Raw genomic sequence first — 24,437 nt, 5'->3', positions numbered from 1 at the left:
AAAAGTGAATCTATCTGAGCTGTCGGAGCATGGTGAGAGCGTTCACAGTAACGACCACAGTACTCGCCGTCATGAGTAGAGCACCGACAGCCGGTTCCAACACTATACCCCATCGAGCGGCCACACCCGCGGCGAGGGGAATAGCCACCACGTTATATCCAGTTGCCCAGAAAAGATTCTGCAACATCTTTCCTACAGTTATACGGGATAGACGTATTATCCGCACTACGTCTCTTGGATCACTTTTAACGAGTACTATATCCGCACTCTCTACCGCCACCTGTGTACCTGAGCCTATAGCTATGCCCACGTCCGCCTCCAGTAAGGCAGGAGCATCGTTGACACCGTCACCTACCATGGCCACCTTAAGCCCTTTGCTGCGGAGTTCTCTGATCTTTTCCACTTTTTGGTGAGGGAGAACCCGAGCCATAAAGATATCCACTCCAAGCTCTTCGGCCACATAACGTGCCACCTCCTCCGAATCTCCCGTCAGCATAATAACTCTTTTCCCCATAGCCTTTAGCTCCCTTACGGCCTCGTAGGACTCTGGCCTTACTCTGTCCGAAAGAGCTATACACCCGGCGCTCTTCCCATCTATAGCTACCAATATCACTGTCTTTCCCTGAGCTTCGAGCTCTCTCACTTTCCTGAGAAAGTGCGATTCTAACTTTACACCCAGCTCCTCCATGAGAAGTGGGGTTCCGACAGCCAGATAGTGGCCTTCTACCTCACCCGTAACTCCTCTGCCTGGATGTGCTTTAAAGTTGGTAGCAGGTAACAGATCCAGTCCTTCTTTCATCGCTTCTTCCACCACGGCTCGTGCTATCACATGCTCTGAATTGTTCTCCAAGCTGGCCACTAATCTCAAAAGTCCTCTCCGGTCAATATCCTGGCTGATAACCTCGCTAATACCAAACTTCCCTTCCGTCAGCGTACCAGTCTTGTCAAAAATGACAGCATCCACATCCTTCACCCTTTCAAAGGCGTCCCTGTTCCTAATCAATATCCCCCTTTTGGCTGAGTAAGATGTAGAAAAGGCCACCACCAGGGGTATGGCCAAACCCAGGGCATGGGGACATGCTATCACCATAACCGTAACAGCCCTCTCCACGGCGAACCTGATATCTGATCCTACATACCACCAAAAGAAAAGGGAGAGAGATCCTACCCCTATAGCTATTAAAGTAAGATAGTAGGCTACCCTGTCTGCCGTATCCTGAAGACGAGCCCTGGACATCTGGGCTTCTTTCACGAGTTGTAGGACTTGACTGAGGTACGTGTCCTCCCCAGCTTTCTCTACCTTCACCTTTATAGAGCCTTCAAGGTTTATGGCACCTCCCACCACCCTATCCCCTTCTCTCTTAGAAACAGGTCTTGACTCTCCTGTAAGCATGGACTCATCTACATGAGTGTGGCCCTCTACAACTATCCCGTCTGCCGGCACCTTTTCTCCAGGCCTTACAAGGACTGTGTCCCCAGGTTTTAACTCAGAAGCGTGCACCTCTATTATTTTCCCATCTTTGATGAGATTGGCCTTAGTAGGCATAAGCTTCACCAACTCCTCCACCGCCCTTGATGCACCCAGAAGGGATCTCATCTCTATCCAATGTCCCCACAGCATGATCACTATGAGGGTGGTAAGTTCCCAGAAAAAATCCATGCCACCCAAGGCAACGGTTGACATGCTGTAGATGAAGGCTACAGAGATGGCAAGTCCTACAAGAGTCATCATACCGGGCTTTTTACGAGAAAGCTCTTGTACCATACCTTTTAGGAAAAATGTGCCACCATAAAGAAACACTACGGTAGAGAAAACAGGTACTATCCACTCACTGCCGGGAAACCTCCGTATGGAGAAACCTATGAGTTCCTGAAAGCTCTTTGAGTAGAGAAGAACGGGCACAGTCAGAAAAGTTGAGATTATAGCCCTCCGCACTATATCTTCTGTGTGCTCTACGTGTGCTTTGTGTTCGTGATGTTCCCCGTGGTGATGATGGTGCCTCACGCTTCAACCTTTAAGCAAGTACTTGGCAAAAGCAAGTATGCCGAAGATAAGAAACAGAACGGCTAGAATATAAAGGATGCCCATACCCCATCCCATTCCGTGCATATCCCACATGTCACCTACCTCCCACAGGTACACCCACCGAGTATTGGTATACGAGCCTCCCCCCTAAGTAGCCCTGATAGAGGACTCCTCCAGACAGGAGCAGGAGACCTAAAATGTAGAGAAGGGAAAAAAATCTCCGTGATATTTTGAGACTCATCACCTTAAGTGTAAGTACTAGGAGAGAAAAGACAAAGAGAGTTATACCCAATCTTTCATGAAGGTGCAGGACAGCTTCAGCCTCCGCAGTTATGGGTAAACTTTCTATCCTTTCGTGCACCACCCAGCCCGTTAGAGCAGCCGAGGCCACGGATATTACCATTAGTAGACTCACCAAAAGAGATACACCGCCTTTCTCTTCTCCTCGCAAGAGCTTATATACCTCTATCAAGAATAGAAGGATGGGGAGGACTATGGCGAAATGCACTACAGGTGGGTGAATTTTCACTACCTGAGGGTAAGTAACCTGTAGCATAGGAGGACTTTGCACCACAGCGTGTGCCTCGTGGGCCAAAGCAAAGAACCACAGATTCATCTGATAACCTCCTCCAACTCTTTCTTTAGCTCAAGGTTCTTGTCTAAAACCTTCTTCACGGTATCCTTATGTTCTATCAGCATCCTGAGATTCCTTTCCATAAAGGCCGGGTCTTCCATCATCATACTCATCATTCTCTGTTGACACTCCTGCATCATCTGTTGCATTCTCATCTGATGCATACGGTGATGGTCATGACTCATATCCTGCTGTGCATAAGAAAATGCCATAGCTAAGTACACCGCTATAAACCTACGCATATTCCACCTCCCTGCGTTTTTTTACGTAACCTCTGAATGTTATATTATCGCTTCGACAGTGTTAATGCAAGCTTTCAATTTGTGAGAAGACCAATATAAATTTAACATCATGTATCCCTACTTTCCTGCCTTTGTAAGTTTGGAAGGTAGAAAGGTGCTGGTAGTGGGAGGTGGGAACGTTGCCACTAGGAAGGTGGAGAAGTTGCTGCCTTTCGGCCCAAGCATCACCGTAGTAGCACCCCGTATCAGTAGAGAGCTCCTATCCTTAGCCAAAGAGGGAAAGATAAGGTGGATGAAGAGATCTTTCATGTCCTCAGATATCAAAGGTGCTCACATGGTGATAGTGGCCGTGGATGATGAGAGGCTTCAGAAGAAGATATTCCGTATGTGCGAGAGAAGAAAGATCTTGTGTAACTGTGTGGACAGTCCTCACCTTTGTAACTTCCTCTTCCCTGCTCTTATACTGAGGGGGCATCTTGTAGTGGGTGTGTCTACCTCTGGGAGAGTTCCGGCTCTTTCTTCTGCCATCAGGGAATTCTTGGAGAGATGCATTCCTGAAAATACACAGCAACTTTTGGAGGATCTAGCACAACTTAGGGAAAGCATGCCCCCAGGAGAAGAACGTCAGAGATTCTTGAGGGAGTATGTCAGAAAGCTTTTACATCGTCCAGAGCCCTCAGAAGAGTCTTGATATCATCCTCCGAGTACCTTACACTGGCGGTGAGTCGAAGTCTGGCTGAACCTTTGGGAACTGTAGGATATCTGATGGCCTGCAGTAGTACACCTTTCTCCAGAAGATGTGCCGACATACGCAGGGCCCTCTCTTCCGAGTAGACCATTATGGGAAGTATGGGAGTACCGTGGTACATCACCTCAAAGCCCATGCCTCTCAGGCTCTTGTAGAGGGTCTCGGAAAGTTCCCTTAGTCTTTTGAGTCTCCACGTTTCCCTCTGTATTATCTGAAGAGCTGTCACCGCACCTGCACACAGAGCCGGTGGTATCGCTGTAGAGAAGATAAGACTCCTGGCTCTGTTCACCAAAAGGTCACACACCCTTTTAGAAGCACACACAAAAGCTCCGTAGGAACCCAAAGCCTTAGACAAGGTACCCATCATCACCACATACTCCTTCCACTCTAGATGGAAATGTTCTAAAGAGCCCCTACCTTTATCTCCTACAGTGCCTGTAGCGTGTGCCTCGTCCAACACCAAGATACATTCATACTTCTCACACAGATCCATGAGGAGTTGTACATTGGCCATATCCCCGTCCATACTAAAGACACTGTCCGTTACTATCAGTACTCTTCGGTAGTTCTTCCTGGTGGATCTTAGGAGATCTTCCAGATGTTGGTAATCACCATGTTCAAAAATCATCACATCAGCTTTAGACAACCGACATCCATCTATTATGGAGGCATGGTTCAGCCTATCACTCAGTATGAGATCACCTTCCCCAGCAAGGGCTTGAAGGAGTCCCACGTTGGCTAGATAACCGGATCCAAACAGCACACAGCTGGGAGTTCCCTTAAACTCAGCTAAGGCATCCTCCAACTCCCTGTGGTAACGGGTGTATCCAGAAACCAACTGGGAGGCTCCGGAACCAACGCCTGCATCCCTTACCACCCTCACAACAGCCTCTATCACCTCAGGGTGGTCCCGAAGCCCCAAGTAATCGTTGGAACATACATCTAGGAAACCTTCCCTGAGGCGTCTTTCTCTGTAAAGGTTCTCCCCTTTTAACCTCCTTAGCTCCTCTTCTATCCAGTCCATCAATTTATCAGTTTGTTCAAGTCATCCTCTGTGGGAAGGCCTGACTGAACTTTTCCGTTCATACCTATAAAGGTAGGGGTACCGTTTATGCCTAGCTTTTGTCCCAGCTCCAGATTGCTCTGCACTTTCTTTTTACCTTCCTCACACTGACTGCCCATATAACCCCTCTTATAGTCTTCCCATGTTTTTTTATCACACACTAAAGAAACAGATTTGGGAAAGGCGTCTGGGTGTATGGGTAGAGGATACAGTATAACGCGCACTTCCACATTATTCTTTTTGGCCCACTCTTCCACTATAGGTTCCGACCTTTTACAGAAGGGACAGTCGGGATCCGTGAAGAAATAGATGAACTTACCGCTACCTTTTGCTCCAAAGGTCATGTCGGTGTACTTTTCCAGCTCCTTCACTTTATCCTGGCTTATCTTCATAAACTCCTGTTGGCGCTCCCTTGTGAGGTTTTTCTTATCCTTTAGAGAAAGTAAGTTGCCCGCAAGGACATATTCTCCTTTCTGATCCATGTAAAAAACTATGGGGGACGCACCTACTTTTACTACCACCTCACACAGTCCCTTTATATCCTTCAGGGGGTTCACCTCCTCCACGGTGAAATCACCCGGAATAAGATCTTTCACCGATGTCTTTACCTTGTCTTTGGTGGGACACGCCGCAGAACCGCTGCAGGCCCACATACCGGCAGAAAGAACCAAAAGACCTGTCAGAAAGATAGCCTTTTTCATTTTTTCCCTCCTAAGGTGGATAGTATATATCAAACTGAAGAAGCCATATCTACAGCTTTCATCACCGCCTTGGCTTTGTTTACAGTCTCTAACCACTCTCTGTAAGGATCAGAGTCCGCCACTATACCTGCACCTGCCTGCACAAAGATCTCGCCACCCCTGTAAACGGCCGTCCTTATAGCTATGGCCATATCCATGTTACCCTCGAAGGATACATAACCTACGCTACCAGCGTATATCCCTCTACGTTCTTTTTCCAGCTCTTCTATGATCTGCATAGCCCTAACCTTTGGTGCACCCGATACAGTACCTGCCGGAAAGACAGCCTTAAGAACGTCAAAGGGAGAAACACCCTCTGCCAAGATACCATCCACATGACTTACCATATGCATGACATGAGAATAGCGCTCCACCTTCATAAACTCTTTCACCTTGACACTACCAGGCACACACACCCTGGCCAGATCGTTTCTGGCAAGATCCACTAACATGAGATGCTCCGCACGTTCTTTTTCGTCCTTTACAAGCTCTTCCTCCAGTCTTACGTCCTCCTCCTCCGTTCTGCCCCTCCTTCTGGTACCCGCTATGGGACGGGTGTGAGCTGTCTTATCCTCTACCCTTACCAAAACCTCCGGAGATGATCCTATCACTTGGAAGCTTCCCATGTCCAGATAATACATGTAGGGAGAAGGGTTTATGTACCGTAGCACCCTGTAGATGTTCTGGGGATCGCCTTTCCAGCTTTTGTAAAAACGCTGAGATAGGACCACCTGAATAACATCACCTGCAGCTATATATTCCTTGGCACGGGTCACCATATCTATAAACTCCTGCTGGGAGGTGTTGGAAGTCCATCCGGAAGGTTCCTTCTCCTTAAAAGAGGAAGGAAGCACGCTTCTGTGGAAGATGTGGTGTAGGGTGTCCTCTATGGTTCGTTCGCCTCTCCTGTACTCCTCTACACTGCTCTCAAAGAGGGGAACCACCACCTTCACCTTGCCTGTCAGGTTGTCGTGTATCACTACAAGATCTGTCAGCACCATCATGATGTCGGGTAGCATAAGAGGGTCATCTAGAGAGTCCCTTACAGGTTCGTAATGTTTCACCACGTCGTAAGAAACGTACCCCACCAGTCCTCCCCAGAAACGCGGTAGGGATGGGTCCCTGTAAGGCTGAAAGGTGCTCATCACCTTGTTAAGTTCACCGAAAGGATCCTCGGTTACCACCTCCCTGAATCGTCCTCTCTGAAAAACCTCACCCCTTTTCCTGAGAAGTTTCCAGTAAAAACTTTCTGATCTTATTATGAAGGAGTATCTTCCCCACTGACTTCCGCCTTCGGCACTCTCCAGTAGTATGTTAAAGGCACCTTCTTTTCTGAGTTTCAAAAAGAGGGAGAGAGGTGTCTCTGTGTCTGCCAAAACCTCCGTGTACAGAGCAACGGGCCTGTAAAGAGTGGTGAGTTCTAAAGCGCGTTGTAAGGATATGTTCAGATCCACCGCAGTTGCCTCAGAAATCTAAGGTCGTTTTCGTAGAAAAGTTTTATGTTATCTACCCTGTAGTATATCATGGCCAGTCTTTCCACACCCATGCCAAAGGCAAAACCCTGATAAACATCAGGATCGATACCACAGTTTCTGAGCACCTGCGGATGTACCATTCCGCATCCCATGACTTCTAACCAACCTGATCCTTTACACACCCTACAACCTGTGCCACCACACACGCTGCAACCTATGTCCACCTCAGCAGAGGGTTCGGTGAAGGGAAAGTAAGAGGCTCTGAATCTCACGGGTAGATCCTCACCGAAGAAACTTTTCAGAAAAGTCTCTATAGTGTACTTCATGTGCCCAAAAGAGACGTCTCTATCTATCACAAGCCCCTCCACCTGGTGAAACATAGGAGAGTGAGTGGGATCATCATCTCTTCTGTATACCTTACCGTAGGCTATCATCTTGATGGGAGGTTCTTGTTCCAACATGACCCTCACCTGCACGGGAGATGTATGAGTCCGTAGCAGATAACCCTCTTTATCTAAGTAAAAGGTATCCTGCATATCACGAGCGGGATGATAAGGAGGTATGTTGAGCATGTCGAAGTTATAAGCTTCTAACTCTACCTCTGGACCGGATTTTACTTCAAAGCCCATACTGGTCAGTATGTCCCTTATTCTCCTTATGGTGAGGGTGATGGGATGAAGTCCACCTAGGTAAGAGGTGGGTGGTACTGTAAGATCGTACCACTCTTTTCTCAGCTCCTCCTCCCACTGACGGATCTTGAGTTCTTCCTCTCTCTGACGGAAGAGATGCTCCAGTTTCTCTTTAAGACGGTTGAGGGAAGCTCCCACCACCTTTCTTTCCTCCGCAGGTAAAGAGGGTAGTTCTTTAAGCGCTTGTGTAAGAACACCCTTCTTACCTAAGTACTTGGCCTTTATCTCCTGAAGCTGGTGAAGAGCCGATACTTTCTCCAGTTCCTCCAATACGGCCCTTTCTATCTCCTCTACTGGTATCATGCGGTCTTGGTAAGGGCCTCTTTGGCCTTCTCCACTATCTGGCCAAAGGCCTCCGGATCTCTGACAGCCATATCGGCCAAGATCTTCCTGTTGAGATCTATTCCTGCCAGCTTAAGACCGTGCATGAACCTACTGTAAGAAATACCATGTAGTCTTACCGCTGCGTTTATACGAGCTATCCAGAGCCTTCTGAACTCCCTTTTGCGCTGTCTTCTGTCCCTATACTGATACTGAAGAGCTCTGAAGACATACTCCTTAGCACGTCTGTATACGTTCTTTCTCTTACCTCTGAAACCTTTGGCCAGCTTCAGAATCTTCTTTTTAAATTTACGGGATGATGGACCTTTTACCCTCATTATGTACCTCCTAAGCCTTCACATTATAACATAAATTTTATTCGGTAATAGGGAGTGTCCAATGCCGCCTGCCGGGTCCGGGACACTCTCAGAAGGGCGGGGTACAAATAGCCCGGCACCCAAGCTGACACTTAACAGCTTGGGTAGATGTTGGGAGGTCATGGGGTAAGGATAGGTGTGGTAAGCACTTATCCTCCCAGGAGGTGTGGTATAGCCTCTTTCTCCAAAGGGTTGGTGGAGGGGCTTGTTGAGAACGGTGCGGAAGTAAAAGTAGTTTCGGTGGTTAGAAAGGACGATATACCAACAGAGAACCCACAAGATGTGGAGTTTTTACTACGCCAGGAGGAGTTAGAGGACTACAGAAGAGCAGCCACCTTCCTTAACGACACAGTGGATGTGGTTATCCTTCAGCACGAGTATGGGATATTCGGTGGACAGGATGGTGTTATGTTACTGGAGCTGCTACGCCACCTGAAGGTACCTGTGATAACGGTACTACATACACTACTGGTGGAGCCAACACCCTCACAGAGGGAGATACTTCTCAGCTTAATAAAAGGATCTAGCAGGGTGGTGATCATATCTCGCAGTGGTTTTGATATCCTCAGAAACATCTATCGGGTGTCCTTACAGAAGGTGGTATGGATACCTCACGGTGTGCCTGCCCGAAAGAAGGGTGATCCTTTACGCTGGAGGAGGGAGCTTCAGTTGGACGGACGTGTATCGGTTCTCACCTTTGGGCTCATCGGTCCTGGAAAGGGACTTGAAACAGCTCTGAAAGCTTTGAAAATGGCCATTGAGGAAGCTCCTAACTTGGTGTACATAATAGCGGGTGCAACCCATCCCGAAGTCTTCAGAAGAGAAGGTGAGAGCTACAGGAACATGTTGGAAAGGATGGTGGAAGAGTTAGGTTTGGAAAACCATGTTATATGGATCAACAGATACCTGGAGGAGGAAGAGCTTTTGGATCTCATAGAAGCGGTGGATATATACCTCACACCCTATCCCGGTTATCAGCAGATATCTAGCGGTACTCTTACCTTTGCAGCTCACTTAGGAAAAGCCATAATCTCAACACCTTACATATACGCTTCCGAACTTCTCAAAGACGGCTCAGGTATATTGGTACCCTTCAACGATCCTATCAGTATGGCGCAGGCTCTCTCCCGTCTGGCTCATTGTCAAGACCTGCGCATTAGTCTTAGGAGAAGTATAGCCAGAAAAACAGCTGGGTGGAGCTGGACCAACTTAGCCAGGGAGTATCTCCGACTTGCAGAGAAGGTCTCCAGAGAGGGGGTAAAATCATGGAGCTGAGGTTACCGGAGCCAGATCTGAGACACTTGCGCCGACTTACAGACGATACAGGTATAATACAGCACGCCATAGGCCCCATCCCTAACAGGAGGACAGGTTACACCACCGACGACAACGCCAGAGCTCTCACAGTGGCCATAAAGGCCACTCTTCTGGAACTGGAAGATGCTACAGATTTAGCGGAGAGGTATCTGGCTTTTCTGGCATACGCCCAAAGGGAAGATGGAAAGTTCCATAACTTCTTCAGCTATGACCGAAAACCCTTAGAGGAGTCTTTCTCGGAGGACTGTCAAGGTAGAGCCTTACAGGGACTGGTGGAGTCTCTTTATCTCTGGCAAGATGGACCTATGGAAAGTGCCATCCAGACTCTTCTCAACAGATCTCTACAGGTGGTGACAGAACTAAACAGCCCTAGGGGTGTGGCCAACGCACTGCTGGCTATCGGTAGGTACTGGGAACTCTCCTCCGAGAGAAAGGCGTACCATCTTCTGAACCTTAGTGCCGATAAACTCTACAACATGTACCTTAGCCACAGACACAAGGACTGGGAATGGTTTGAGGACACTATGACTTACGAAAACGCTTTACTACCTCATGCCCTTTTGGTAGCAGGTAAGATACTGTCGCGGGATGAGTTGATAGATGCAGGTCTAAGGACCCTAAGGTTTTTATGTGAAAACACCTGGCAGGGAGACACCTTCTCCCCCATTGGTAACAAAGGATGGTTCAAAAAAGGTGGCAGAAAGGCCGTCTTTGATCAACAACCCATAGAGGCCTCTTCTACAACCCTTGCGTGTTTGGAAGCTTACACCATAACGGGGGAAGAAGAATGGTTGACGAGAGCTCTGCAGGCCCTTCAGTGGTTCACAGGCAGAAACCTTTTGGGTGTTCCCCTTCTGGATGAAAACACAGGTGGTTGCTGTGACGGCCTTTGTTCCTCCGGCGTAAACCTCAATCAGGGAGCAGAGTCTTCGGTGGTGTGGCTTTTGGCCAGACTGTCCTTTGAGGAGATTCTTGTCAAAAGGGTGGCATGAAGACTTTGGGTGTGATAGGTGCAGGTTCCTTTGCGAGGTTCGGAGTTGAAGCGGTGGCCGAGCTAAAAGACGTAGTGTTGGCGGCCGTTGCCGCACCCACACCTTCTCACAGAAAACAGGTCATAGAAGTGTGGAGAGCCAGGAGAAGGGCGTTGGGCTTTAAGGACTACCACAGACCGGTAGAAGAGTACTCGGATGGTGTTCAGTTGGTCATGGATCCTAATATAGATCTGGTGTGGGTGGCTGTTCCTCCCCACCTTCAGCCCATCATGGCAAAAAGGACCTTAGAGGCTTCCAAACTTCTCCTTCTGGAAAAACCCGGTGCCACGCATCCCTCCCTGCTGGAGCCTATAATCAAAAAACAGTCAGCAGCAGGGTGTGTTAACTTGGTACAGAGGAACATGCTCCCATACAGACTCCTCAAAACCCTCTTGGAGCAACAAGCCTTTGGGAAGATAGATGCCCTCTTTGTGGTCAACTATGCTAAGGCTCCCCCAAAAAACCACTGGTTTTGGGACAGACACAAAAGTGGTGGCGTGCTGGTAGAACACGGTGTCCATTTCTTTGACCTCGCCAGCTGGCTACTGTCCTCAGACCCTGTAAAAGTCACCCTCCAGGAGGACCACGTGGGTAAAGCTATGGCTGTCGTGGAGTACCACCATGTGAAGGCGGTATTCTATCATGCCTTTATACTGGAAGAGGGGGAAGAGTACCAGTTTGTAGAACTTGTAGGTGACAGAGGTAGGGTAAGGGTTAGGGGATGGGTACCTACCAAGATGGAGATACACACAAAACTTTCAGACATAGCTCTTTTCCTGAAAGAAACTGTAGAGAAGATACCTGAAGAAGCCCACTTACCACCTTATAAACTCACCAAAAAAGAAGATCACTGGGAGCTTGTGGTAGAAGACTCACGTAGCGCGTACATGGCAGCAATACGCCTTAACTTCATAGCCCTGCTTAAGGGTCTATCTTGTCCCTCTCTTGAGGATGCCTTCAAAGCCCTGAAAGTGGCCACTGGTATAATTTAAACCTTATGACAGGGAACGAGATAAGAGAGCGATTCCTAAGCTTCTTTGAAAGGAAAGGACACACCAGGGTAAGAAGTGCTCCTTTAATACCGGAAGGGGACCCTACTCTCCTCTTTGTGAACGCAGGTATGGTTCCTTTCAAGAACGTGTTTTTAGGATTAGAAAAAAGACCTTACACCAGGGCTGTGTCCTGTCAAAAGTGTCTGAGGGTATCAGGCAAACACAACGATCTTGAGCAGGTGGGTTATACCTCCCGACACCATACCTTTTTTGAGATGCTGGGTAACTTTTCCTTCGGCGATTACTTCAAGAGAGAGGCCATACTGTACGCATGGGAGTTTCTCACACAGGAGTTGGGCCTTCCCGAAAACAGGCTATGGGTGAGCGTTTACAAGGATGACGAAGAGGCCCTCCGCATCTGGACGGAAGAAGTAGGACTGCCTGAGGAAAGGGTGTGGAGGATGGGAGAGGAAGACAACTTCTGGCAGATGGGGGAAGTAGGACCGTGCGGTCCATCCTCGGAAATATACGTAGAGAGGGACAGTTCGGAGGAAAGATTTCTGGAGATATGGAACCTTGTTTTTATGCAGTACAACAGGGACCCTTCGGGACATCTTCATCCCCTCCCTCATCCCAGTATAGACACAGGTATGGGTCTTGAAAGGATAGCCAGCGTGCTGCAGAACACACCCACTAACTTTGAAACGGACCTTCTGAGACCCATACTGGCCTTCGGCGAGGAGATCACAGGAAAAGCTTACGGACAGGACTACCTTACCGACGTAGCTCTGAGAGTCATAGCGGACCACCTTAGAGCCCTCACCTTTGCTGTGGCGGATGGCGTCATCTTCTCCAACACAGGTAGGGGATACGTGCTGCGTAGGATACTGCGCAGAGCTCTCAGGTTCGGTTACAAACTGGGTGTGTATGAGCCCTTCCTCTACAAGGGTGTGGATACGGTGGTAAGGGTTATGAAGGACGCATACCCTGAGCTAATACAGGCCAAAGAGTACGTAAAAGGTCTCATAAAGGTGGAGGAGGAACGGTTCCTCCAAACCCTGAGGAGAGGTATGCCGGCGGTGGAGGAACTTCTCCAAAAAGGGGAAAAAACCGGTGTTTTGGATGGGAAAGATGTCTTTACCATCTACGACACGTACGGCTTTCCCCTTGACCTTTTGGAGGAGATGGCAAGAGAGAAAGGCCTCACCATAGACATGGAAGGCTTTGAGAGGGAGATGAACCTACAGAGGGAGCGCGCAAGAAAACACTTCAAGATAGAGGCAAAACAGATAAAGCCCGTATACTCTCACCTCAAAGAGTTAGGAAAAACGTCCAGGTTCGTAGGTTACCAGCAGTACAGTAGCTTCACCAAGGTGTTAGCTATAGTAAAGGATGGACAGTTGGTCTCTGAATTAAGGGAGGGAGAGAAAGGGGAGATAGTTATAGAGGAAACACCCTTCTACGCGGAGGGTGGAGGACAGGTAGGTGACACAGGTATCATAGAGGGAATGGAAGGGGTTTTCCATGTGGAAGACACCCAGTCACCCACCGAAGGCGTAATACTGCACATAGGTGTTGTTACAAAGGGAAGGATAAAGGTAGGTGATGAAGTACTGGCACAGATAGATGCGGAACGTAGGGAAGACATAAGAAGGAACCACACGGCCACACACCTACTGCACGCAGCTCTTCGGTACGTGTTGGGTGATCATGTTAGACAGGCCGGATCCTTAGTTAGTGATAAGTACCTGAGGTTTGACTTCACCCACAGCTCTCCTCTGAAAGAGGAGGAGATAAAGAAGATAGAAGAACTGGTAAACCAGCAGATTATGAAGAACGAACCCGTAATAGTAGAGGAGATGGACTATAGAACCGCCATAAGCTCTGGAGCCATAGCCATATTTGAGGAGAAGTACGGAGAGAGGGTGAGAGTCATAAGTGCCGGATCCTTCTCTAAAGAACTCTGTGGGGGTACCCATGTAGACAGAACCGGTGACATAGGTTACTTTAAGATCATCTCACAGGAATCTGTAGGTGCGGGGGTAAGAAGGATCGTGGCAAAGACAGGTAGGTGGGCTGTAGAAGAGGCTTACAGAGAGCATATTCTCTTAAAGGAACTTGCGGAGCATCTGGGTACCGATCCCGGAAACCTTCTGTCGGTGGTGGAGAAACTGGAAGAAAGGGTGAAACTACTGGAAAGAGAAAAATCAGAACTTGAGCTGAAGCTCCTTCAGGAAAAACTTAAAGAAGCACTTAAGAAGGAAAGTATAAACGGTGTTAATCTTTATTGGGGAATGGTGGAGAACACCGATCAGAGTGCCTTACGCCAGATGGCAGACCAGATAAGAAGTAAAGACTCGTCCGCGGTAATCTTTCTGGCTTCCGTAAAAGGTGAAAAACTATCCACCCTCGTGGCTGTTTCCAAAAACCTAACCCATAAACTATCTGCGGTGGATATAGTGAAACAGATAGGTCCTATACTGGGTGGCGGTGGTGGTGGAAGGGAGGATCTGGCGCAGGGAGGTGGCACAAAACCTGATGCCTTTCCAACAGCCGTTGAAAAGCTAAGGGCGATTTTGTATAATACAGTAGGAGGATAAGGATGAAGAAAGGGATACATCCGGAACTAAAGCCTACCACCTTCGTGTGCGGTTGTGGTAACACTTTCACCCTCATGAGCACAAAAGGTGGGACAGTGTACCTGGAAGTGTGTAACGCGTGCCACCCCTTTTACACAGGCAAACTAAGGGTAAAACCCTTCTTCCTGGAGATAAATGCTCCAAAAGGAGCTTGAAGATAAGCTGAACCTTGCGGAAAAGCGCTACCTACAGCTACAGGCTGAGGTACTGGATCCTGACATCGTAAAAGACAGGTTAAAGTTTGCTCAGATCAGCAAGGAACTTAAGGAACTGGAAGAACTCCACCGTCTTCATCAAGAGTACAGGAAGATCCTAAAGGAGTTGGAGGAAACCAAGGAACTTCTCAAAAACCCGGAACTGGAACCCCTTGCAAAAGAGGAAATTAAGAGATTGGAAAAAGAGCTGGAGAGTACGGAAAAACGTATAAAGATACATCTCCTTCCTAAGGATGAGAGGGATTCCAAGAACGTCATACTGGAGATAAGGGCAGGTGTAGGAGGGGAGGAGGCAGCTCTCTTTGCCAGAGATCTTTTGCATATGTACCAGAGGTATGCTGAGGAAAAGGGATGGAAGTTCAGTATCCTGAGTGCTCAGAAAACAGGTCTCGGTGGTTATAAGGAAGTTATAGCTCTGGTAGAGGGAGAAGGTGCATATTCTAGACTAAAGTACGAAAGTGGGGTGCATCGTGTACAGCGAGTTCCCGTAACGGAAGCCGGTGGAAGGATTCATACCTCCACCGCTACGGTGGCGGTACTGCCAGAGGCAGACGAAACGGAGGTACACATAGATCCCAAGGACCTGAAGATAGAGACCTTCAGAGCTAGTAGTGCAGGTGGACAGTACGTGAACACCACCGAGACAGCGGTGCGTATAACTCACCTACCAACAGGTATAGTGGTGACGTGTCAGGACGAAAGATCCCAGTACCAAAACCGCATGAAGGCCCTTAAGATCCTCTACGCACGTCTGAAGGACTTCTATGACCGACAGAAAAGGGAAGAACTGGCCAAAGAAAAACGGGAACAGATAGGCACAGGAGAGAGAAGTGAGAAGATAAGAACCTATAACTTCATACAGAACAGAGTCACAGATCACCGCATAAACCTGACCATATATCGCCTGCAGGACGTACTGGAAGGAAAGCTGGACGAGATAATAGACGCCCTTATTGAACACGATGTGGAACAAAAACTGAAGGCAATGAATGTAAGTTAAAGCTCTATCTGAAGAAGCATGCCAAAGGGCACAGCGAGTCCGTTTAGGTAAAGGGTTCCAGGCCTCAAGAGAGGTAGAAGTCTCAAAAGATCCCCTCCTTCTTCTCCTAGAAGGATAGAAACAGCTTCCAGATCGTTACGGGTTATGAGGCGGAACACTGCTTGCGTGTTGAGTTGAGAAAGAATGTACTTGCTGATGTTGGCAGGTCTTTGGGTAACAGCCACGAGTCCTATTCCCAACTTCCTCCCTTCTAGAGCTATTCTCTTGGTCATGATAAAGGCCAAATTCTCCCTACCGGCAGGCGGTTCAGAAACAGACCTTTCCGGGGCAAAGTGATGGGCCTCTTCCAACACCACCACGCGTTTTTTCCCGTTCTCTCTAGAAAGAAGGAAAAGCTCCTTCAAAAGAAGACCCACTATGTTGAGGCGCGAGTCCAGATGCAGTAAATCACTGAGGTCAAACACCACAACAGGAGCATGGGACCTTATACCTTCGTAGAGGGATCTCCACACATCCCTCTGGTTCTTCAGAGCCTCCTCTCCCAAGTCTCTCTTGGCCATCTCCATAAACTCCATCACACTGAGCTGAAGACCTCCCGCCTCCAACAGCAGGATCTCCTCCAAACTCTTCTCTCTGTATCCCAAAAGACTAAGATCTGGCTTGAGAAACTTCCTTACACCCGCCAAAAACCTTCTCTCCTCACTGGATCTTTCCTGTATATCTACACCGTAAGACCTCAGCATGGTCTTAACATCGTAAGCGTCTATGGGAAACAGGGTATAGGGGATCTTAACGTGGATAATATTCTCACGGGGTATCTGAAGTTTCTGATAATACTCACCGAAGAGGTCCATAACGATAACTTGTACATAGTTGTGGGGTATGTTTTCTATGACTCTACGCACAAAGGTGGTCTTTCCCGAACCGGTGGTACCCAGAACCGCCATATGCATACTCACCACTTTCGTAAGATCCATAAAAACATCCACCTCTGTGCCATAAAGCTTTCCCACCCTCACACCCACGTCCATAAGGTATCCGGACATGTTGATGCGAAAAACTTCGGCTATTTCCTCATCTTTTTTTGCGAAGGGAAGAACCTGAGTTCCTACCGCCACAGCTCTCAGAGGTATACCAAACTGACCCTCCCTTTGTCCCTTTACCGTCCTGTAGTGGCACAGGACCTTTAACTCCGCCAACATAAAATCACCCTTTTCCTGAGAGATGGCTCTCACCAAAGAGATCATCCAGTCCTTATGCCACTCTCTGCGTTCCAAAAGGGAGATGTCTATACCCCGCGCCGATATGTTGGATACACGGCACACCAAAAAACCATCAGAGGTAGGCAGTTTTACCAAGGACTGTTCTTCTAAATCCTCCAGTAGTAAAGCTCGCACCGTAGATATCTCGGAGGATATTACAACACCTACAGCGTCAGGATACAGCTCCGTAGAAGACCTCTTTATCTCTTCAAAAAGATCAGCCAGTCTACCAATCTCCTCCTCCTGAAGCACCTCTACCACAGCTTCTATGTTGCCCACCACACCCGAATAGGTGAGGTTAGCAGAGCCCACCACGGCCCAGCTATCATCCACAATTACCATCTTGGCGTGCAGTTTAGGATTTATGTATATCCTTCCACCACATTTCCTCACAGCGCGGAATACCCTCAGGTCCGTTATATCCAGATCTTCCTTCTGAGAAACTCTCACGATCACCTCTACCGAGACACCTTCACACACCACCGACAGTAGATCCTCCAAAATATCTCCTCTTATCCACGCGGACGCTATTTTTACAGAGTTACGGGCTTTGGATATACGCTCCTTCAGTGTATCAGCCAGACTTTTCTCCATCCTTCAAGCTTTTGGTCATCCTTATCCAGTAGTTGAACCTGTCCTTCTCAAGGAAACCCAAAGATCTATAAAAGTTCTTTGCCTGATAGTTTTCGTCACCCACCCAAAGCTCCGCCGTATCCAGCCCCCTGCTTCTGAAGTACTCCAAAGCCTTCTCCACTAACCTTTTACCTACACCCTTACCCCTGTACTGAGGTAGAACCACCAGTTCGTGGATGGCACCCACCACTTTACCCTCCCTCTTACTGAACCAGTTGCCGTCAGCTGCCACAAAACCTATGTACTCACCGTTATATTTTGCCACAAAAATGCCCGCCACATCCCTTCTCATGAGCCAGTTAAGGTAAGCCAGTACATCATCCATATGAGTGTAAGCGTACTCTTCAAGCCCTTTATAACTCTCCACATAAACCTCAGCCAGTTTAGGAATATCTTTTTCCGTCGCCTTTTCTATAACAATATCCTGCGTCTGCTTGTTCATATCTGCCTCACTCTCACCCCTTTGGGTACAGTTATGCGGAAAAGATCCTCAGAAGGAGTAAAGTTGTATTTGACATCTACCAGTTCCACCGTAGTAAAGCTTCCGTCTTTTTCCTCCACTTTTATACTCTTGATGTTTCTCCACCCATCCACCTCCACATACACACGGGAAAAGTAAGGGTCCTGCACCTTAGGTTTCAGAACTATCACATGACCGTTATTTCTGCTTATCTCCCCCACCTTGTCAAAAACATCCCTCAGGGGACGTGAGAGGAGAAAGAGAGCTTCTACAACCGCAGATCTATTTCTCTCCACCCTATCCAAGATGGCGGTATTCTCTTCAGGATCGTAGATGAGGATCCTTTTACCGTCGGAGACAATAAGCATACGCTGAGGCTGTTCGTACTCTATTCTGAACTTTCCACCCTTCTGAGCGTAAAAGAAACCTTTAGATACTTCCGGCTTTGGATACCACGAATACTGGACCTTCTGGATAAAAGATGCCCTCAGCGTTCTTATCTCTTCCAGCTTTTTCTCCAGCAACGTGAAGCTATCAGCGAGAGCCAAAAGAGGTGTGAGAATCACCAACAGTATGTACACCATAACAGAGATTAAATTATAGCTCCCTCGTAACCCAATCCAGTAGCTTATAATTTTCCACATGGTAAAGTGGGAAAACTACAGGGAGAAGTTAGAGTACCTGAAAAAGTGCTTTGAGGAGAAAGAATGCCTCAGTGCGGATGTGGAAGTGCGACTCCTTCTGCCGGGTGATGAAGGCTTCCAGCTGGACCGTAATGTACCCTACCTGTTGGTAAGATACTACTTAGATGGGGATAACTACAGGGAAAGGAAGATAGAGCTTTTTGAGTATTATCTGGACAAGGACATAAAGGAACTGATGTCTTTCCTTACCGCGTTAGTGAAAGAGTTCATAGCGGAGGTGGAACAAACAGAGTACGGTGGGGGTTAAAAGTGCGCAGTATGACAGGTGTGGGAAAGGGTGTAAGTGAGGGAGAAAGATGGAAGGTCACCACCTTTGTAAAAAGCGTTAACGGGAGAGGTCTTGAGGTATCCGTAAGGTCCGATATTTTTCTGGGAGATTTGGAACAGGATGTTCGCAGATGGGTGAAGGAGTATGTAATCAGGGGAACGGTGAATGTGGTTCTCCAGATAGAGACAAAACTGCCCCAGTCGCCCTTTGATCTTCAAAAGCTGGAGAGCATTCTTCAATCTCTGAAGGATGTTAAAGAGAAGTTAAGCTTAAATGTTTCTGATGATACCCTCTTTATGATATCCGTAAGATTAGCGGGAGAGACAAAGGAAGAACCAGACGAAGAACTACGCTCTGTTCTTACTGAGAGCCTCCAGATGGCCCTGAGGGAGCTGGTGAAAAGTAGGGAGGAGGAAGGAAGATACCTCAAAGAAGACATACTCCGACGTGTGAAGCTTATATCCTCTCTTTTGGAAGAGATCGGTGAGAAAAAGGATGCTATCTTGCAGGCATTGAAGGAGAAAGTGGCGGAAAGAGCAAGAGAGGTGGGTCTTCTACAGGAAGATCCTACCGTGATGAACGAGCTTCTTTTTTTGATATCTCGTATGGATGTATCGGAGGAGTACACACGCCTCAAAGCACATCTTCAGAGGTTTTTGGACACTTTGGAAGCGGAGGGTGATATAGGTAAGAAGTTGGACTTTTTGCTTCAGGAGATGCACAGAGAGATCACCACCTTAGGTAACAAGATGCCTGAACTTTCCCACCTGGTGGTGGATTTGAAAACGGAGATAGAAAGGCTCCGTCAGCAGGTGGCCAACGTTGAATGAAGGTGTATAATATATAAAGAGAAAGCGGGCGTAGCTCAGAGGTGGAGCGGCTGCTTGCCATGCAGCAGGTCGCGGGTTCGAGTCCCGTCGCCCGCTCTTTAAGGCAACGTGGCCGAGTGGTTAGGCGAGGGACTGCAAATCCCTTCTACGGCGGTTCGAATCCGCCCGTTGCCTCCACGTTAAACCATGAGAAGCATCAGGATGAGAGCCGAGTTCCAGGGGGAGCATGTCTCAGGTGCCGAAAGGATAGTACCATACCACGAGGTGGAAAAAACAGTTCTTGAACTTCTCAAAAGACCAAGAGTTTATGACAAGGTGGTTATTACAGTTGAGAGGCTCAAGGATGTGGAGATCGTACCCAAAGCACTACCCATACTAAGTTATGACTTTAAAAGCGTGGAAGAGGCAAGGGCTTTTGCGGTATCAAAACTTGTGGAGGCAGGTGTTCCGAAACCTGTGGCAGAGCTGGCCATAAAACTCCTACACGAAGGTCCCAACCCAAAGGGTGGTAACATGAGGGGTGCTGTTCTTATGGATGTGGAGACAGGTGAACGCCTCGAACCTGACAGAGAGAGGGGAATAAGGACCACGAGGATGGACTGGAAGGACAGAAAGTACATAAAGGAGGTGCTGAAGAAGAGAGGCATAAAGAGGGAATACTTAGAGAGGCTTATAGACGCTCTGGCTGTGGCCACCAAGAACGTTTACTGTGGTGTCCTGGCAGAGCTTTGCTGGAGTGATGATCCTGAGTATACCACCGGATACGTGGCAGGTCCCCACATAGGTTACGTAAGGATAAAACCCATGAAGGAGGAGGGTGTTCCTATAGGAGGTAGAGTGTATTTCATCAGAAAGGAGAATTTGGAAAAAATCATACAGTGTCTTCAAGAAAAGCCTATACTTATAAATAACCTATGAAGGTCCTCTACAGATTTCTCGCCGCCACAGCGGTGCTCATGGCCATACTGGGTATGTTCCTACCTCTGGTACCTACCGTGCCTTTTCTTCTTTTGGCCCTCTTCTTTCTGTCAAAATCCTCCAAAAGGGACATAGTGAGACTTAAGCGCCTTCCTATCTTAGGAGAGCGTATATACTCCCTTATAAAGAAGCGCAAGGGATCCAAGGTGGGTTAAAATCCTTACCCTATGGTGGTGACCAGATTCGCGCCCAGTCCCACAGGATACCTTCATTTAGGAAACGCAAGAACGGCCATCTTCAGCTACCTTTTTGCACGCCATCACAAAGGCAAGTTTATCCTGCGCATAGAGGATACAGACAGAGAGAGATCCACCAAAGAGTACGAGGAGATGTTGATAGAAGACTTAAAGTGGCTGGGTTTAGAATGGGACGAGATGTACCGTCAATCAGAGAGACTGGACATATACCATCAGTATGCTGAGAAGTTGGTGGAGCAAGGGCATGCTTACCCTTGTTTCTGCTCTCCAGAGGAGTTGGAGAAAGAAAGGCAAGAGGCTTACCAAAAGGGTATCCCTTACAGGTACTCAGGTAAGTGCAGGTATCTAACTAAAGAGGAGGCAGAGGAGCTCAAAAAGAAAGGTAAACCTTTCGCCATAAGGTTTAGGGTTCCCGACGGCAGGGTGGTGGTTTTCCGAGATCTCGTAAAAGGTTACATATCCATCAACGTGGACGATTTTGGTGATTTTGTGATAGTAAGAAGCGATGGGATGCCTACCTACAACTTTGTAGTGGTGGTGGATGACGCTCTTATGGGTGTCACCCATGTTATAAGGGGTGAAGATCACATTCCCAACACACCTAAACAGATCCTCATATACGAAGCGTTAGGATTAAAGATACCCGAGTTTGCTCACCTGCCGGTGATACTAGGTCCGGACAGAAGCAAGCTTTCCAAAAGACACGGAGCCGTTTCTGTGAGAAACTACCGTGAGGAAGGTTACCTTCCTGAGGCAGTTTTTAACTACCTTTGCCTCCTCGGTTGGTCGCCTCCGGAGGAAGGGCGTGAAATATACAGCAAGGAGGAGCTCATACAGATCTTTGACCTTAAAGATGTCAATGATTCACCTGCCGTCTTTGATGTGGAAAAGCTCAGGTGGATGAACGGAGTTTACATAAGGGAGGTGATCAGTCTTGAGTCGTTGGCTCACTACGTAAGACCCTTCTTGGAAAAAGCCGGGTTTTCTGTGGAAGAAGAATACCTCCTTAGAGTTCTCCAGAAGACAAGGGACTCTTTCCAGACCCTTTCAGAGGCTGTGGACAGACTCAGACCCTTCTTTTTGGATGAAGTAAACTTCTCTCCGGAAGCTATGAGTGTTCTGGAAAATGAAAGAGCTCTCCTTATACTAGAGTTCTTTTATGCGAAAATAAGGGAGGAAGGACTGAGCGGACAGAAGGTAAAAGAGTGGGCAAAACAGGCTCAGAAGGAACTAAACGTGAAGGCAAAGGATGTGTGGCACACCCTCAGAGCGGCCCTAACAGGTGAGCTGGAAGGTGTAGGTATCGATGTTCTGTGTGACGTTATTCCCGTAGAAAAGGCTCTCTATAGGCTAAAGAGAGCTATGGATATGGTAAAATGAATACGCCATGGGTGTGAAGATAGACATCAACAGCATTCAGAGGGATATGTTCATAGAACATAACGGACAGCCCTACCGAGTGCTGGACTACGAGCACGTTAAGCCGGGGAAGGGTCAAGCCTTTGTACGCATAAAGGCCAAGAACATGCAGACGGGTAACGTGATAGAACTCACCTATAAGTCTTCCGACGCTATAGAACTGGCGGACTTTGAGCAGGTTTTTGCTGAGTACTCTTACACCGACGGTGATTCTTACTACTTCGTTTCCCAGACCACCTATGAGATGATCCAGGTTCCCGCTGACAGATTGGTGGAAGAATCCAAGTTCCTTAAAGAAGGTATGCAGGTAGTAGTGTTCTTTTACAAAGGACAACCCATAGGTATAGAACTACCCCGCCATGTGGAGCTTAAGGTGGTAGAGACGGAACCCGCCTTCAAAGGTGATACCGCTGCGGGAGGCAGCAAACCTGCAAAGTTGGAAACAGGTGCTGTAGTGCAGGTGCCTTTCTTCGTAAACGAAGGAGACATAATAAAGGTGGACACCAGAACGGGCACCTACATAGAAAGGGTCAGGTGATGGACAAAGATTTTGTAAAGGAGATCATCCAACTCATCAGCAAAAGTAACATAAAGAGCTTCAGTTTAGAGGCTGAGGGCATCAAGATCCATATAGAAACCAACGTAACGGAAAGTTCTCCAAGAGAGCAGCCTGTTAGGGAGCCAAGACATCAGGAGCTACTTCCACCCTCGGAAGAAGTCCACGAGGACACATCCCATCTCCACGTTATAAAGAGTCCGTTGGTAGGGACTTTTTACAGATCCCCATCACCCGGTGCACCCCCCTTTGTGGAGGTAGGTGATATGGTGTCACCCGGACAGGTACTGTGTATAATAGAGGCTCTTAAGGTGATGAACGAGATAGAGAGTGATGTGAGAGGCAGGGTAGTAAAAATCCTGGTGGAGAACGGTGAGACGGTGGAGTACGGTCAGCCCCTCTTCATCATAGATACGAGCGTGTGACATGGAAGTTAAGAGAGTTGTTCTCACCTTAAGCAGGGAAGAAGAGAACACTTATACAGCCGAAACCTCCTTTGGTCCCCTCAAAGTAGGAGAACAAGGTTACAGACCCATGGAGCTAATACTGGTGGCACTGGCAGGTTGTTCCGGCGTTGATGTGGCCAACATCCTCAGAAAGAAGCGGCAGAAGGTTAAGGATATAAGGATAGAGGTTTTGGGAACGCGTAGGGAGGAACACCCGCGCATTTACCAACACATCAAGTTAAAGTACATCATAGTAGGAGAAGGTATAGATCCAAAAGCTGTGGATCAGGCCATAGAACTTTCTGTAAACAAGTACTGCAGTGTGTACGCCATGTTGGTAAAGAGTGTCCCTATAGAGGTTGAGAGAGAAATATGGGAAGAGAAAGGCTGAAGCAGACTTTTTCCCGCCTGAAGGATAAGGGTGAAGCTGCTTTAGTGTCTTACCTGATGGTGGGTTATCCGGAGCTGGACTTTTCTCTACAAGCTTTTCTCACCGTGGTGCAAAACGGTACCGACATACTGGAGGTAGGTGTTCCCTTCTCTGATCCTGTGGCAGATGGTCCCACCATCCAGAAGGCTCACGAGGGAGCTTTGCGTAACGGTGTCAGACTTAAAGATGTCTTTCATCAGGTAAGTAAGATAAGGGAAAACTATCCGGAAATCCCCATCCTTCTTATGACTTACTACAACCCCGTTTTTCGTACGGGCCTGGAGAAGTTCTGCCGTATGGCAGCAGACAGCGGTGCAGACGGTCTGATAGTTCCCGATCTGCCACCCGAGGAAAGCGGTCCTCTTAAGGAGCACACTTTACGCGCTGATCTTTCACTGGTGCTTCTGGCATCTCCCACCAGCACCACTAGGAGACTGAAGCTCATATGTGATACCACAGACGATATGGTTTACTTCGTTTCCGTAACAGGTACCACCGGAGCCAGAGAATCCCTTCCCTTAGAAAGACTCTCTCAACAGCTTAAAACCTACAGGCAGGTGTGCTCAAAACCGGTGGTGGTAGGTTTCGGAGTTTCCAAAAGGGAACACGCCAGTGCCCTGAAAGACATAGCGGACGGTGTGGTGGTAGGGAGTGCCCTCGTGTCTTTAGCGGAGGATAAAGATCTCAAAGCGTTAGCCAGCAAGGTAAGAGAGATAAAGGAAGCTCTAAGCTGACGTTATAATAA

General features: G+C 48.0%; 27 protein-coding genes and 2 tRNA genes. 18 read left to right on the top strand and 11 right to left on the bottom strand.

Annotation, left to right across the window (positions count from 1 at the left end; all coding sequences use genetic code 11):
* Nucleotides 1-10 precede the first annotated feature (10 nt).
* The 3 genes from THAL_RS07930 to THAL_RS07920 all read right to left on the bottom strand — a co-directional run bounded on the left by THAL_RS07930 (nucleotide 11) and on the right by THAL_RS07920 (nucleotide 2,902).
* Nucleotides 11-2,005 carry a heavy metal translocating P-type ATPase gene (locus tag THAL_RS07930; protein WP_012992594.1) on the bottom strand — a complete coding sequence of 665 codons (1,995 nt, stop codon included), beginning with the start codon at nucleotides 2,003-2,005 and terminating at the stop codon, nucleotides 11-13.
* 115 nt (nucleotides 2,006-2,120) lie between these two features.
* Nucleotides 2,121-2,642 (bottom strand): DUF2231 domain-containing protein, encoded by a 522-nt coding sequence (locus tag THAL_RS07925; protein ID WP_012992592.1) that lies wholly within the window; start codon nucleotides 2,640-2,642, stop codon nucleotides 2,121-2,123.
* The gene (locus THAL_RS07920) at nucleotides 2,639-2,902 is read right to left on the bottom strand and encodes a hypothetical protein (protein WP_012992591.1); all 264 of its coding nucleotides are present in this window, start codon (nucleotides 2,900-2,902) and stop codon (nucleotides 2,639-2,641) included. The genes THAL_RS07925 and THAL_RS07920 overlap by 4 nt, the downstream gene beginning before the upstream one ends.
* A 109-nt stretch (nucleotides 2,903-3,011) precedes the next feature.
* Between THAL_RS07920 and THAL_RS07915 the strand changes: the two genes are divergently transcribed.
* Nucleotides 3,012-3,593, top strand: a complete 582-nt coding sequence (locus tag THAL_RS07915) for a precorrin-2 dehydrogenase/sirohydrochlorin ferrochelatase family protein (protein WP_012992590.1) — start codon at nucleotides 3,012-3,014, stop codon at nucleotides 3,591-3,593.
* On the opposite strand, the gene bioF is transcribed toward THAL_RS07915, so the two are convergent.
* The 5 genes from bioF to rplT are packed head-to-tail and all read right to left on the bottom strand — an operon-like array spanning nucleotide 3,550 to nucleotide 8,276.
* Entirely contained in the window at nucleotides 3,550-4,674 is a 1,125-nt protein-coding gene (gene bioF, locus THAL_RS07910; protein WP_012992589.1) for an 8-amino-7-oxononanoate synthase, read from the bottom strand. The genes THAL_RS07915 and bioF overlap by 44 nt on opposite strands.
* Complete coding sequence (locus THAL_RS07905; protein ID WP_012992588.1) at nucleotides 4,674-5,414, bottom strand: DsbC family protein; 741 nt, start codon at nucleotides 5,412-5,414, stop codon at nucleotides 4,674-4,676. The genes bioF and THAL_RS07905 overlap by 1 nt, the downstream gene beginning before the upstream one ends.
* Nucleotides 5,415-5,443: 29 nt before the next feature.
* Nucleotides 5,444-6,907, bottom strand: coding sequence for an anthranilate synthase component I (trpE, locus tag THAL_RS07900; protein WP_012992587.1), 1,464 nt, complete (start codon nucleotides 6,905-6,907; stop codon nucleotides 5,444-5,446).
* Nucleotides 6,898-7,920: a phenylalanine--tRNA ligase subunit alpha gene (pheS, locus tag THAL_RS07895; RefSeq protein ID WP_012992586.1), complete on the bottom strand. Its 1,023-nt coding sequence runs from the start codon at nucleotides 7,918-7,920 to the stop codon at nucleotides 6,898-6,900. Before pheS ends, trpE begins: the two co-directional genes overlap by 10 nt.
* Nucleotides 7,917-8,276, bottom strand: coding sequence for a 50S ribosomal protein L20 (gene rplT, locus THAL_RS07890; protein WP_012992585.1), 360 nt, complete (start codon nucleotides 8,274-8,276; stop codon nucleotides 7,917-7,919). The genes pheS and rplT overlap by 4 nt, the downstream gene beginning before the upstream one ends.
* 147 nt (nucleotides 8,277-8,423) lie before the next feature.
* On the opposite strand from rplT, the gene THAL_RS08335 reads away from it, so the two are divergent.
* The 6 genes from THAL_RS08335 to prfA are packed head-to-tail and all read left to right on the top strand — an operon-like array spanning nucleotide 8,424 to nucleotide 15,509.
* On the top strand, nucleotides 8,424-9,590 hold the full coding sequence (locus tag THAL_RS08335; RefSeq protein WP_012992584.1) for a glycosyltransferase family 4 protein: 1,167 nt from the start codon (nucleotides 8,424-8,426) through the stop codon (nucleotides 9,588-9,590).
* Nucleotides 9,581-10,624, top strand: a complete 1,044-nt coding sequence (locus THAL_RS08330; protein ID WP_012992583.1) for a hypothetical protein — start codon at nucleotides 9,581-9,583, stop codon at nucleotides 10,622-10,624. Before THAL_RS08335 ends, THAL_RS08330 begins: the two co-directional genes overlap by 10 nt.
* Complete coding sequence (locus THAL_RS08210; protein ID WP_012992582.1) at nucleotides 10,621-11,655, top strand: Gfo/Idh/MocA family protein; 1,035 nt, start codon at nucleotides 10,621-10,623, stop codon at nucleotides 11,653-11,655. The genes THAL_RS08330 and THAL_RS08210 overlap by 4 nt, the downstream gene beginning before the upstream one ends.
* 5 nt (nucleotides 11,656-11,660) lie before the next feature.
* Nucleotides 11,661-14,255 (top strand): alanine--tRNA ligase, encoded by a 2,595-nt coding sequence (alaS, locus tag THAL_RS07870; protein WP_012992581.1) that lies wholly within the window; start codon nucleotides 11,661-11,663, stop codon nucleotides 14,253-14,255.
* Nucleotides 14,256-14,257: 2 nt separating this feature from the next.
* On the top strand, nucleotides 14,258-14,449 hold the full coding sequence (gene rpmE / locus THAL_RS07865) for a 50S ribosomal protein L31 (RefSeq protein WP_012992580.1): 192 nt from the start codon (nucleotides 14,258-14,260) through the stop codon (nucleotides 14,447-14,449).
* Nucleotides 14,430-15,509, top strand: coding sequence for a peptide chain release factor 1 (gene prfA, locus THAL_RS07860; RefSeq protein WP_012992579.1), 1,080 nt, complete (start codon nucleotides 14,430-14,432; stop codon nucleotides 15,507-15,509). Before rpmE ends, prfA begins: the two co-directional genes overlap by 20 nt.
* Here the strand turns inward: prfA and THAL_RS07855 are convergent.
* From THAL_RS07855 to THAL_RS07845, 3 genes are read right to left on the bottom strand one after another with little or no spacing between them, the layout of a single operon-like run.
* Nucleotides 15,506-17,365 (bottom strand): helicase HerA domain-containing protein, encoded by a 1,860-nt coding sequence (locus THAL_RS07855; protein WP_012992578.1) that lies wholly within the window; start codon nucleotides 17,363-17,365, stop codon nucleotides 15,506-15,508. The two genes, prfA and THAL_RS07855, sit on opposite strands and share 4 nt — an antisense overlap.
* Nucleotides 17,346-17,846, bottom strand: coding sequence for a GNAT family N-acetyltransferase (locus THAL_RS07850; protein ID WP_012992577.1), 501 nt, complete (start codon nucleotides 17,844-17,846; stop codon nucleotides 17,346-17,348). Before THAL_RS07850 ends, THAL_RS07855 begins: the two co-directional genes overlap by 20 nt.
* Nucleotides 17,843-18,448, bottom strand: a complete 606-nt coding sequence (locus THAL_RS07845) for a LolA family protein (protein WP_012992576.1) — start codon at nucleotides 18,446-18,448, stop codon at nucleotides 17,843-17,845. The genes THAL_RS07850 and THAL_RS07845 overlap by 4 nt, the downstream gene beginning before the upstream one ends.
* 58 nt (nucleotides 18,449-18,506) lie before the next feature.
* Between THAL_RS07845 and THAL_RS07840 the strand changes: the two genes are divergently transcribed.
* The 11 genes from THAL_RS07840 (at nucleotide 18,507) to trpA (ending at nucleotide 24,426) form a co-directional block, all read left to right on the top strand.
* The gene (locus tag THAL_RS07840) at nucleotides 18,507-18,815 is read left to right on the top strand and encodes a hypothetical protein (protein WP_012992575.1); all 309 of its coding nucleotides are present in this window, start codon (nucleotides 18,507-18,509) and stop codon (nucleotides 18,813-18,815) included.
* Between the two features lie 11 nt (nucleotides 18,816-18,826).
* Nucleotides 18,827-19,666: a YicC/YloC family endoribonuclease gene (locus tag THAL_RS07835; RefSeq protein ID WP_041434132.1), complete on the top strand. Its 840-nt coding sequence runs from the start codon at nucleotides 18,827-18,829 to the stop codon at nucleotides 19,664-19,666.
* Between the two features lie 24 nt (nucleotides 19,667-19,690).
* Nucleotides 19,691-19,762 (top strand) — tRNA-Gly (locus THAL_RS07830).
* Nucleotides 19,763-19,768: 6 nt separating this feature from the next.
* A tRNA-Cys gene (locus tag THAL_RS07825) sits at nucleotides 19,769-19,843 on the top strand.
* A gap of 9 nt (nucleotides 19,844-19,852) precedes the next feature.
* Nucleotides 19,853-20,584, top strand: a complete 732-nt coding sequence (locus THAL_RS07820) for a 6-carboxyhexanoate--CoA ligase (RefSeq protein WP_012992573.1) — start codon at nucleotides 19,853-19,855, stop codon at nucleotides 20,582-20,584.
* Nucleotides 20,581-20,799: a DUF454 family protein gene (locus tag THAL_RS07815; RefSeq protein ID WP_012992572.1), complete on the top strand. Its 219-nt coding sequence runs from the start codon at nucleotides 20,581-20,583 to the stop codon at nucleotides 20,797-20,799. Before THAL_RS07820 ends, THAL_RS07815 begins: the two co-directional genes overlap by 4 nt.
* 12 nt (nucleotides 20,800-20,811) lie before the next feature.
* Nucleotides 20,812-22,221, top strand: a complete 1,410-nt coding sequence (gene gltX, locus THAL_RS07810) for a glutamate--tRNA ligase (protein WP_012992571.1) — start codon at nucleotides 20,812-20,814, stop codon at nucleotides 22,219-22,221.
* A gap of 7 nt (nucleotides 22,222-22,228) precedes the next feature.
* Entirely contained in the window at nucleotides 22,229-22,798 is a 570-nt protein-coding gene (gene efp, locus THAL_RS07805; protein ID WP_012992570.1) for an elongation factor P, read from the top strand.
* Entirely contained in the window at nucleotides 22,798-23,241 is a 444-nt protein-coding gene (gene accB, locus THAL_RS07800) for an acetyl-CoA carboxylase biotin carboxyl carrier protein (protein WP_012992569.1), read from the top strand. Before efp ends, accB begins: the two co-directional genes overlap by 1 nt.
* A 1-nt stretch (nucleotide 23,242) precedes the next feature.
* Nucleotides 23,243-23,653: an OsmC family protein gene (locus tag THAL_RS07795; RefSeq protein ID WP_012992568.1), complete on the top strand. Its 411-nt coding sequence runs from the start codon at nucleotides 23,243-23,245 to the stop codon at nucleotides 23,651-23,653.
* Nucleotides 23,635-24,426 (top strand): tryptophan synthase subunit alpha, encoded by a 792-nt coding sequence (trpA, locus tag THAL_RS07790; protein WP_012992567.1) that lies wholly within the window; start codon nucleotides 23,635-23,637, stop codon nucleotides 24,424-24,426. Before THAL_RS07795 ends, trpA begins: the two co-directional genes overlap by 19 nt.
* Nucleotides 24,427-24,437: the final 11 nt, after the last annotated feature.

It is taken from the genome of Thermocrinis albus DSM 14484, assembly GCF_000025605.1.
GTDB classification, from domain to species: Bacteria; Aquificota; Aquificia; order Aquificales; family Aquificaceae; genus Thermocrinis; species Thermocrinis albus.
This window is presented reverse-complemented; position numbering and strand designations above follow the sequence as displayed.

Bases quoted from the DNA above. Each gene is read 5' to 3' on its own strand.
- rpmE (WP_012992580.1), top strand. From the start codon at position 14,258: ATGAAGAAAGGGATACATCCGGAACTAAAGCCTACCACCTTCGTGTGC.
- rplT (WP_012992585.1), bottom strand. From the start codon at position 8,276: ATGAGGGTAAAAGGTCCATCATCCCGTAAATTTAAAAAGAAGATTCTG.
- gltX (WP_012992571.1), top strand. From the start codon at position 20,812: ATGGTGGTGACCAGATTCGCGCCCAGTCCCACAGGATACCTTCATTTA.
- THAL_RS07835 (WP_041434132.1), top strand. From the start codon at position 18,827: ATGACAGGTGTGGGAAAGGGTGTAAGTGAGGGAGAAAGATGGAAGGTC.
- pheS (WP_012992586.1), bottom strand. From the start codon at position 7,920: ATGATACCAGTAGAGGAGATAGAAAGGGCCGTATTGGAGGAACTGGAG.
- THAL_RS07915 (WP_012992590.1), top strand. From the start codon at position 3,012: ATGTATCCCTACTTTCCTGCCTTTGTAAGTTTGGAAGGTAGAAAGGTG.
- efp (WP_012992570.1), top strand. From the start codon at position 22,229: ATGGGTGTGAAGATAGACATCAACAGCATTCAGAGGGATATGTTCATA.
- THAL_RS07905 (WP_012992588.1), bottom strand. From the start codon at position 5,414: ATGAAAAAGGCTATCTTTCTGACAGGTCTTTTGGTTCTTTCTGCCGGT.
- THAL_RS08335 (WP_012992584.1), top strand. From the start codon at position 8,424: ATGTTGGGAGGTCATGGGGTAAGGATAGGTGTGGTAAGCACTTATCCT.
- THAL_RS07850 (WP_012992577.1), bottom strand. From the start codon at position 17,846: ATGAACAAGCAGACGCAGGATATTGTTATAGAAAAGGCGACGGAAAAA.
- prfA (WP_012992579.1), top strand. From the start codon at position 14,430: ATGCTCCAAAAGGAGCTTGAAGATAAGCTGAACCTTGCGGAAAAGCGC.
- bioF (WP_012992589.1), bottom strand. From the start codon at position 4,674: ATGGACTGGATAGAAGAGGAGCTAAGGAGGTTAAAAGGGGAGAACCTT.
- accB (WP_012992569.1), top strand. From the start codon at position 22,798: ATGGACAAAGATTTTGTAAAGGAGATCATCCAACTCATCAGCAAAAGT.
- THAL_RS08330 (WP_012992583.1), top strand. From the start codon at position 9,581: ATGGAGCTGAGGTTACCGGAGCCAGATCTGAGACACTTGCGCCGACTT.
- THAL_RS07845 (WP_012992576.1), bottom strand. From the start codon at position 18,448: ATGGTGTACATACTGTTGGTGATTCTCACACCTCTTTTGGCTCTCGCT.
- THAL_RS07840 (WP_012992575.1), top strand. From the start codon at position 18,507: ATGGTAAAGTGGGAAAACTACAGGGAGAAGTTAGAGTACCTGAAAAAG.
- THAL_RS07855 (WP_012992578.1), bottom strand. From the start codon at position 17,365: ATGGAGAAAAGTCTGGCTGATACACTGAAGGAGCGTATATCCAAAGCC.
- THAL_RS07820 (WP_012992573.1), top strand. From the start codon at position 19,853: ATGAGAAGCATCAGGATGAGAGCCGAGTTCCAGGGGGAGCATGTCTCA.
- THAL_RS07815 (WP_012992572.1), top strand. From the start codon at position 20,581: ATGAAGGTCCTCTACAGATTTCTCGCCGCCACAGCGGTGCTCATGGCC.
- trpA (WP_012992567.1), top strand. From the start codon at position 23,635: ATGGGAAGAGAAAGGCTGAAGCAGACTTTTTCCCGCCTGAAGGATAAG.
- THAL_RS07920 (WP_012992591.1), bottom strand. From the start codon at position 2,902: ATGCGTAGGTTTATAGCGGTGTACTTAGCTATGGCATTTTCTTATGCA.
- THAL_RS07925 (WP_012992592.1), bottom strand. From the start codon at position 2,642: ATGAATCTGTGGTTCTTTGCTTTGGCCCACGAGGCACACGCTGTGGTG.
- THAL_RS07795 (WP_012992568.1), top strand. From the start codon at position 23,243: ATGGAAGTTAAGAGAGTTGTTCTCACCTTAAGCAGGGAAGAAGAGAAC.
- alaS (WP_012992581.1), top strand. From the start codon at position 11,661: ATGACAGGGAACGAGATAAGAGAGCGATTCCTAAGCTTCTTTGAAAGG.
- THAL_RS08210 (WP_012992582.1), top strand. From the start codon at position 10,621: ATGAAGACTTTGGGTGTGATAGGTGCAGGTTCCTTTGCGAGGTTCGGA.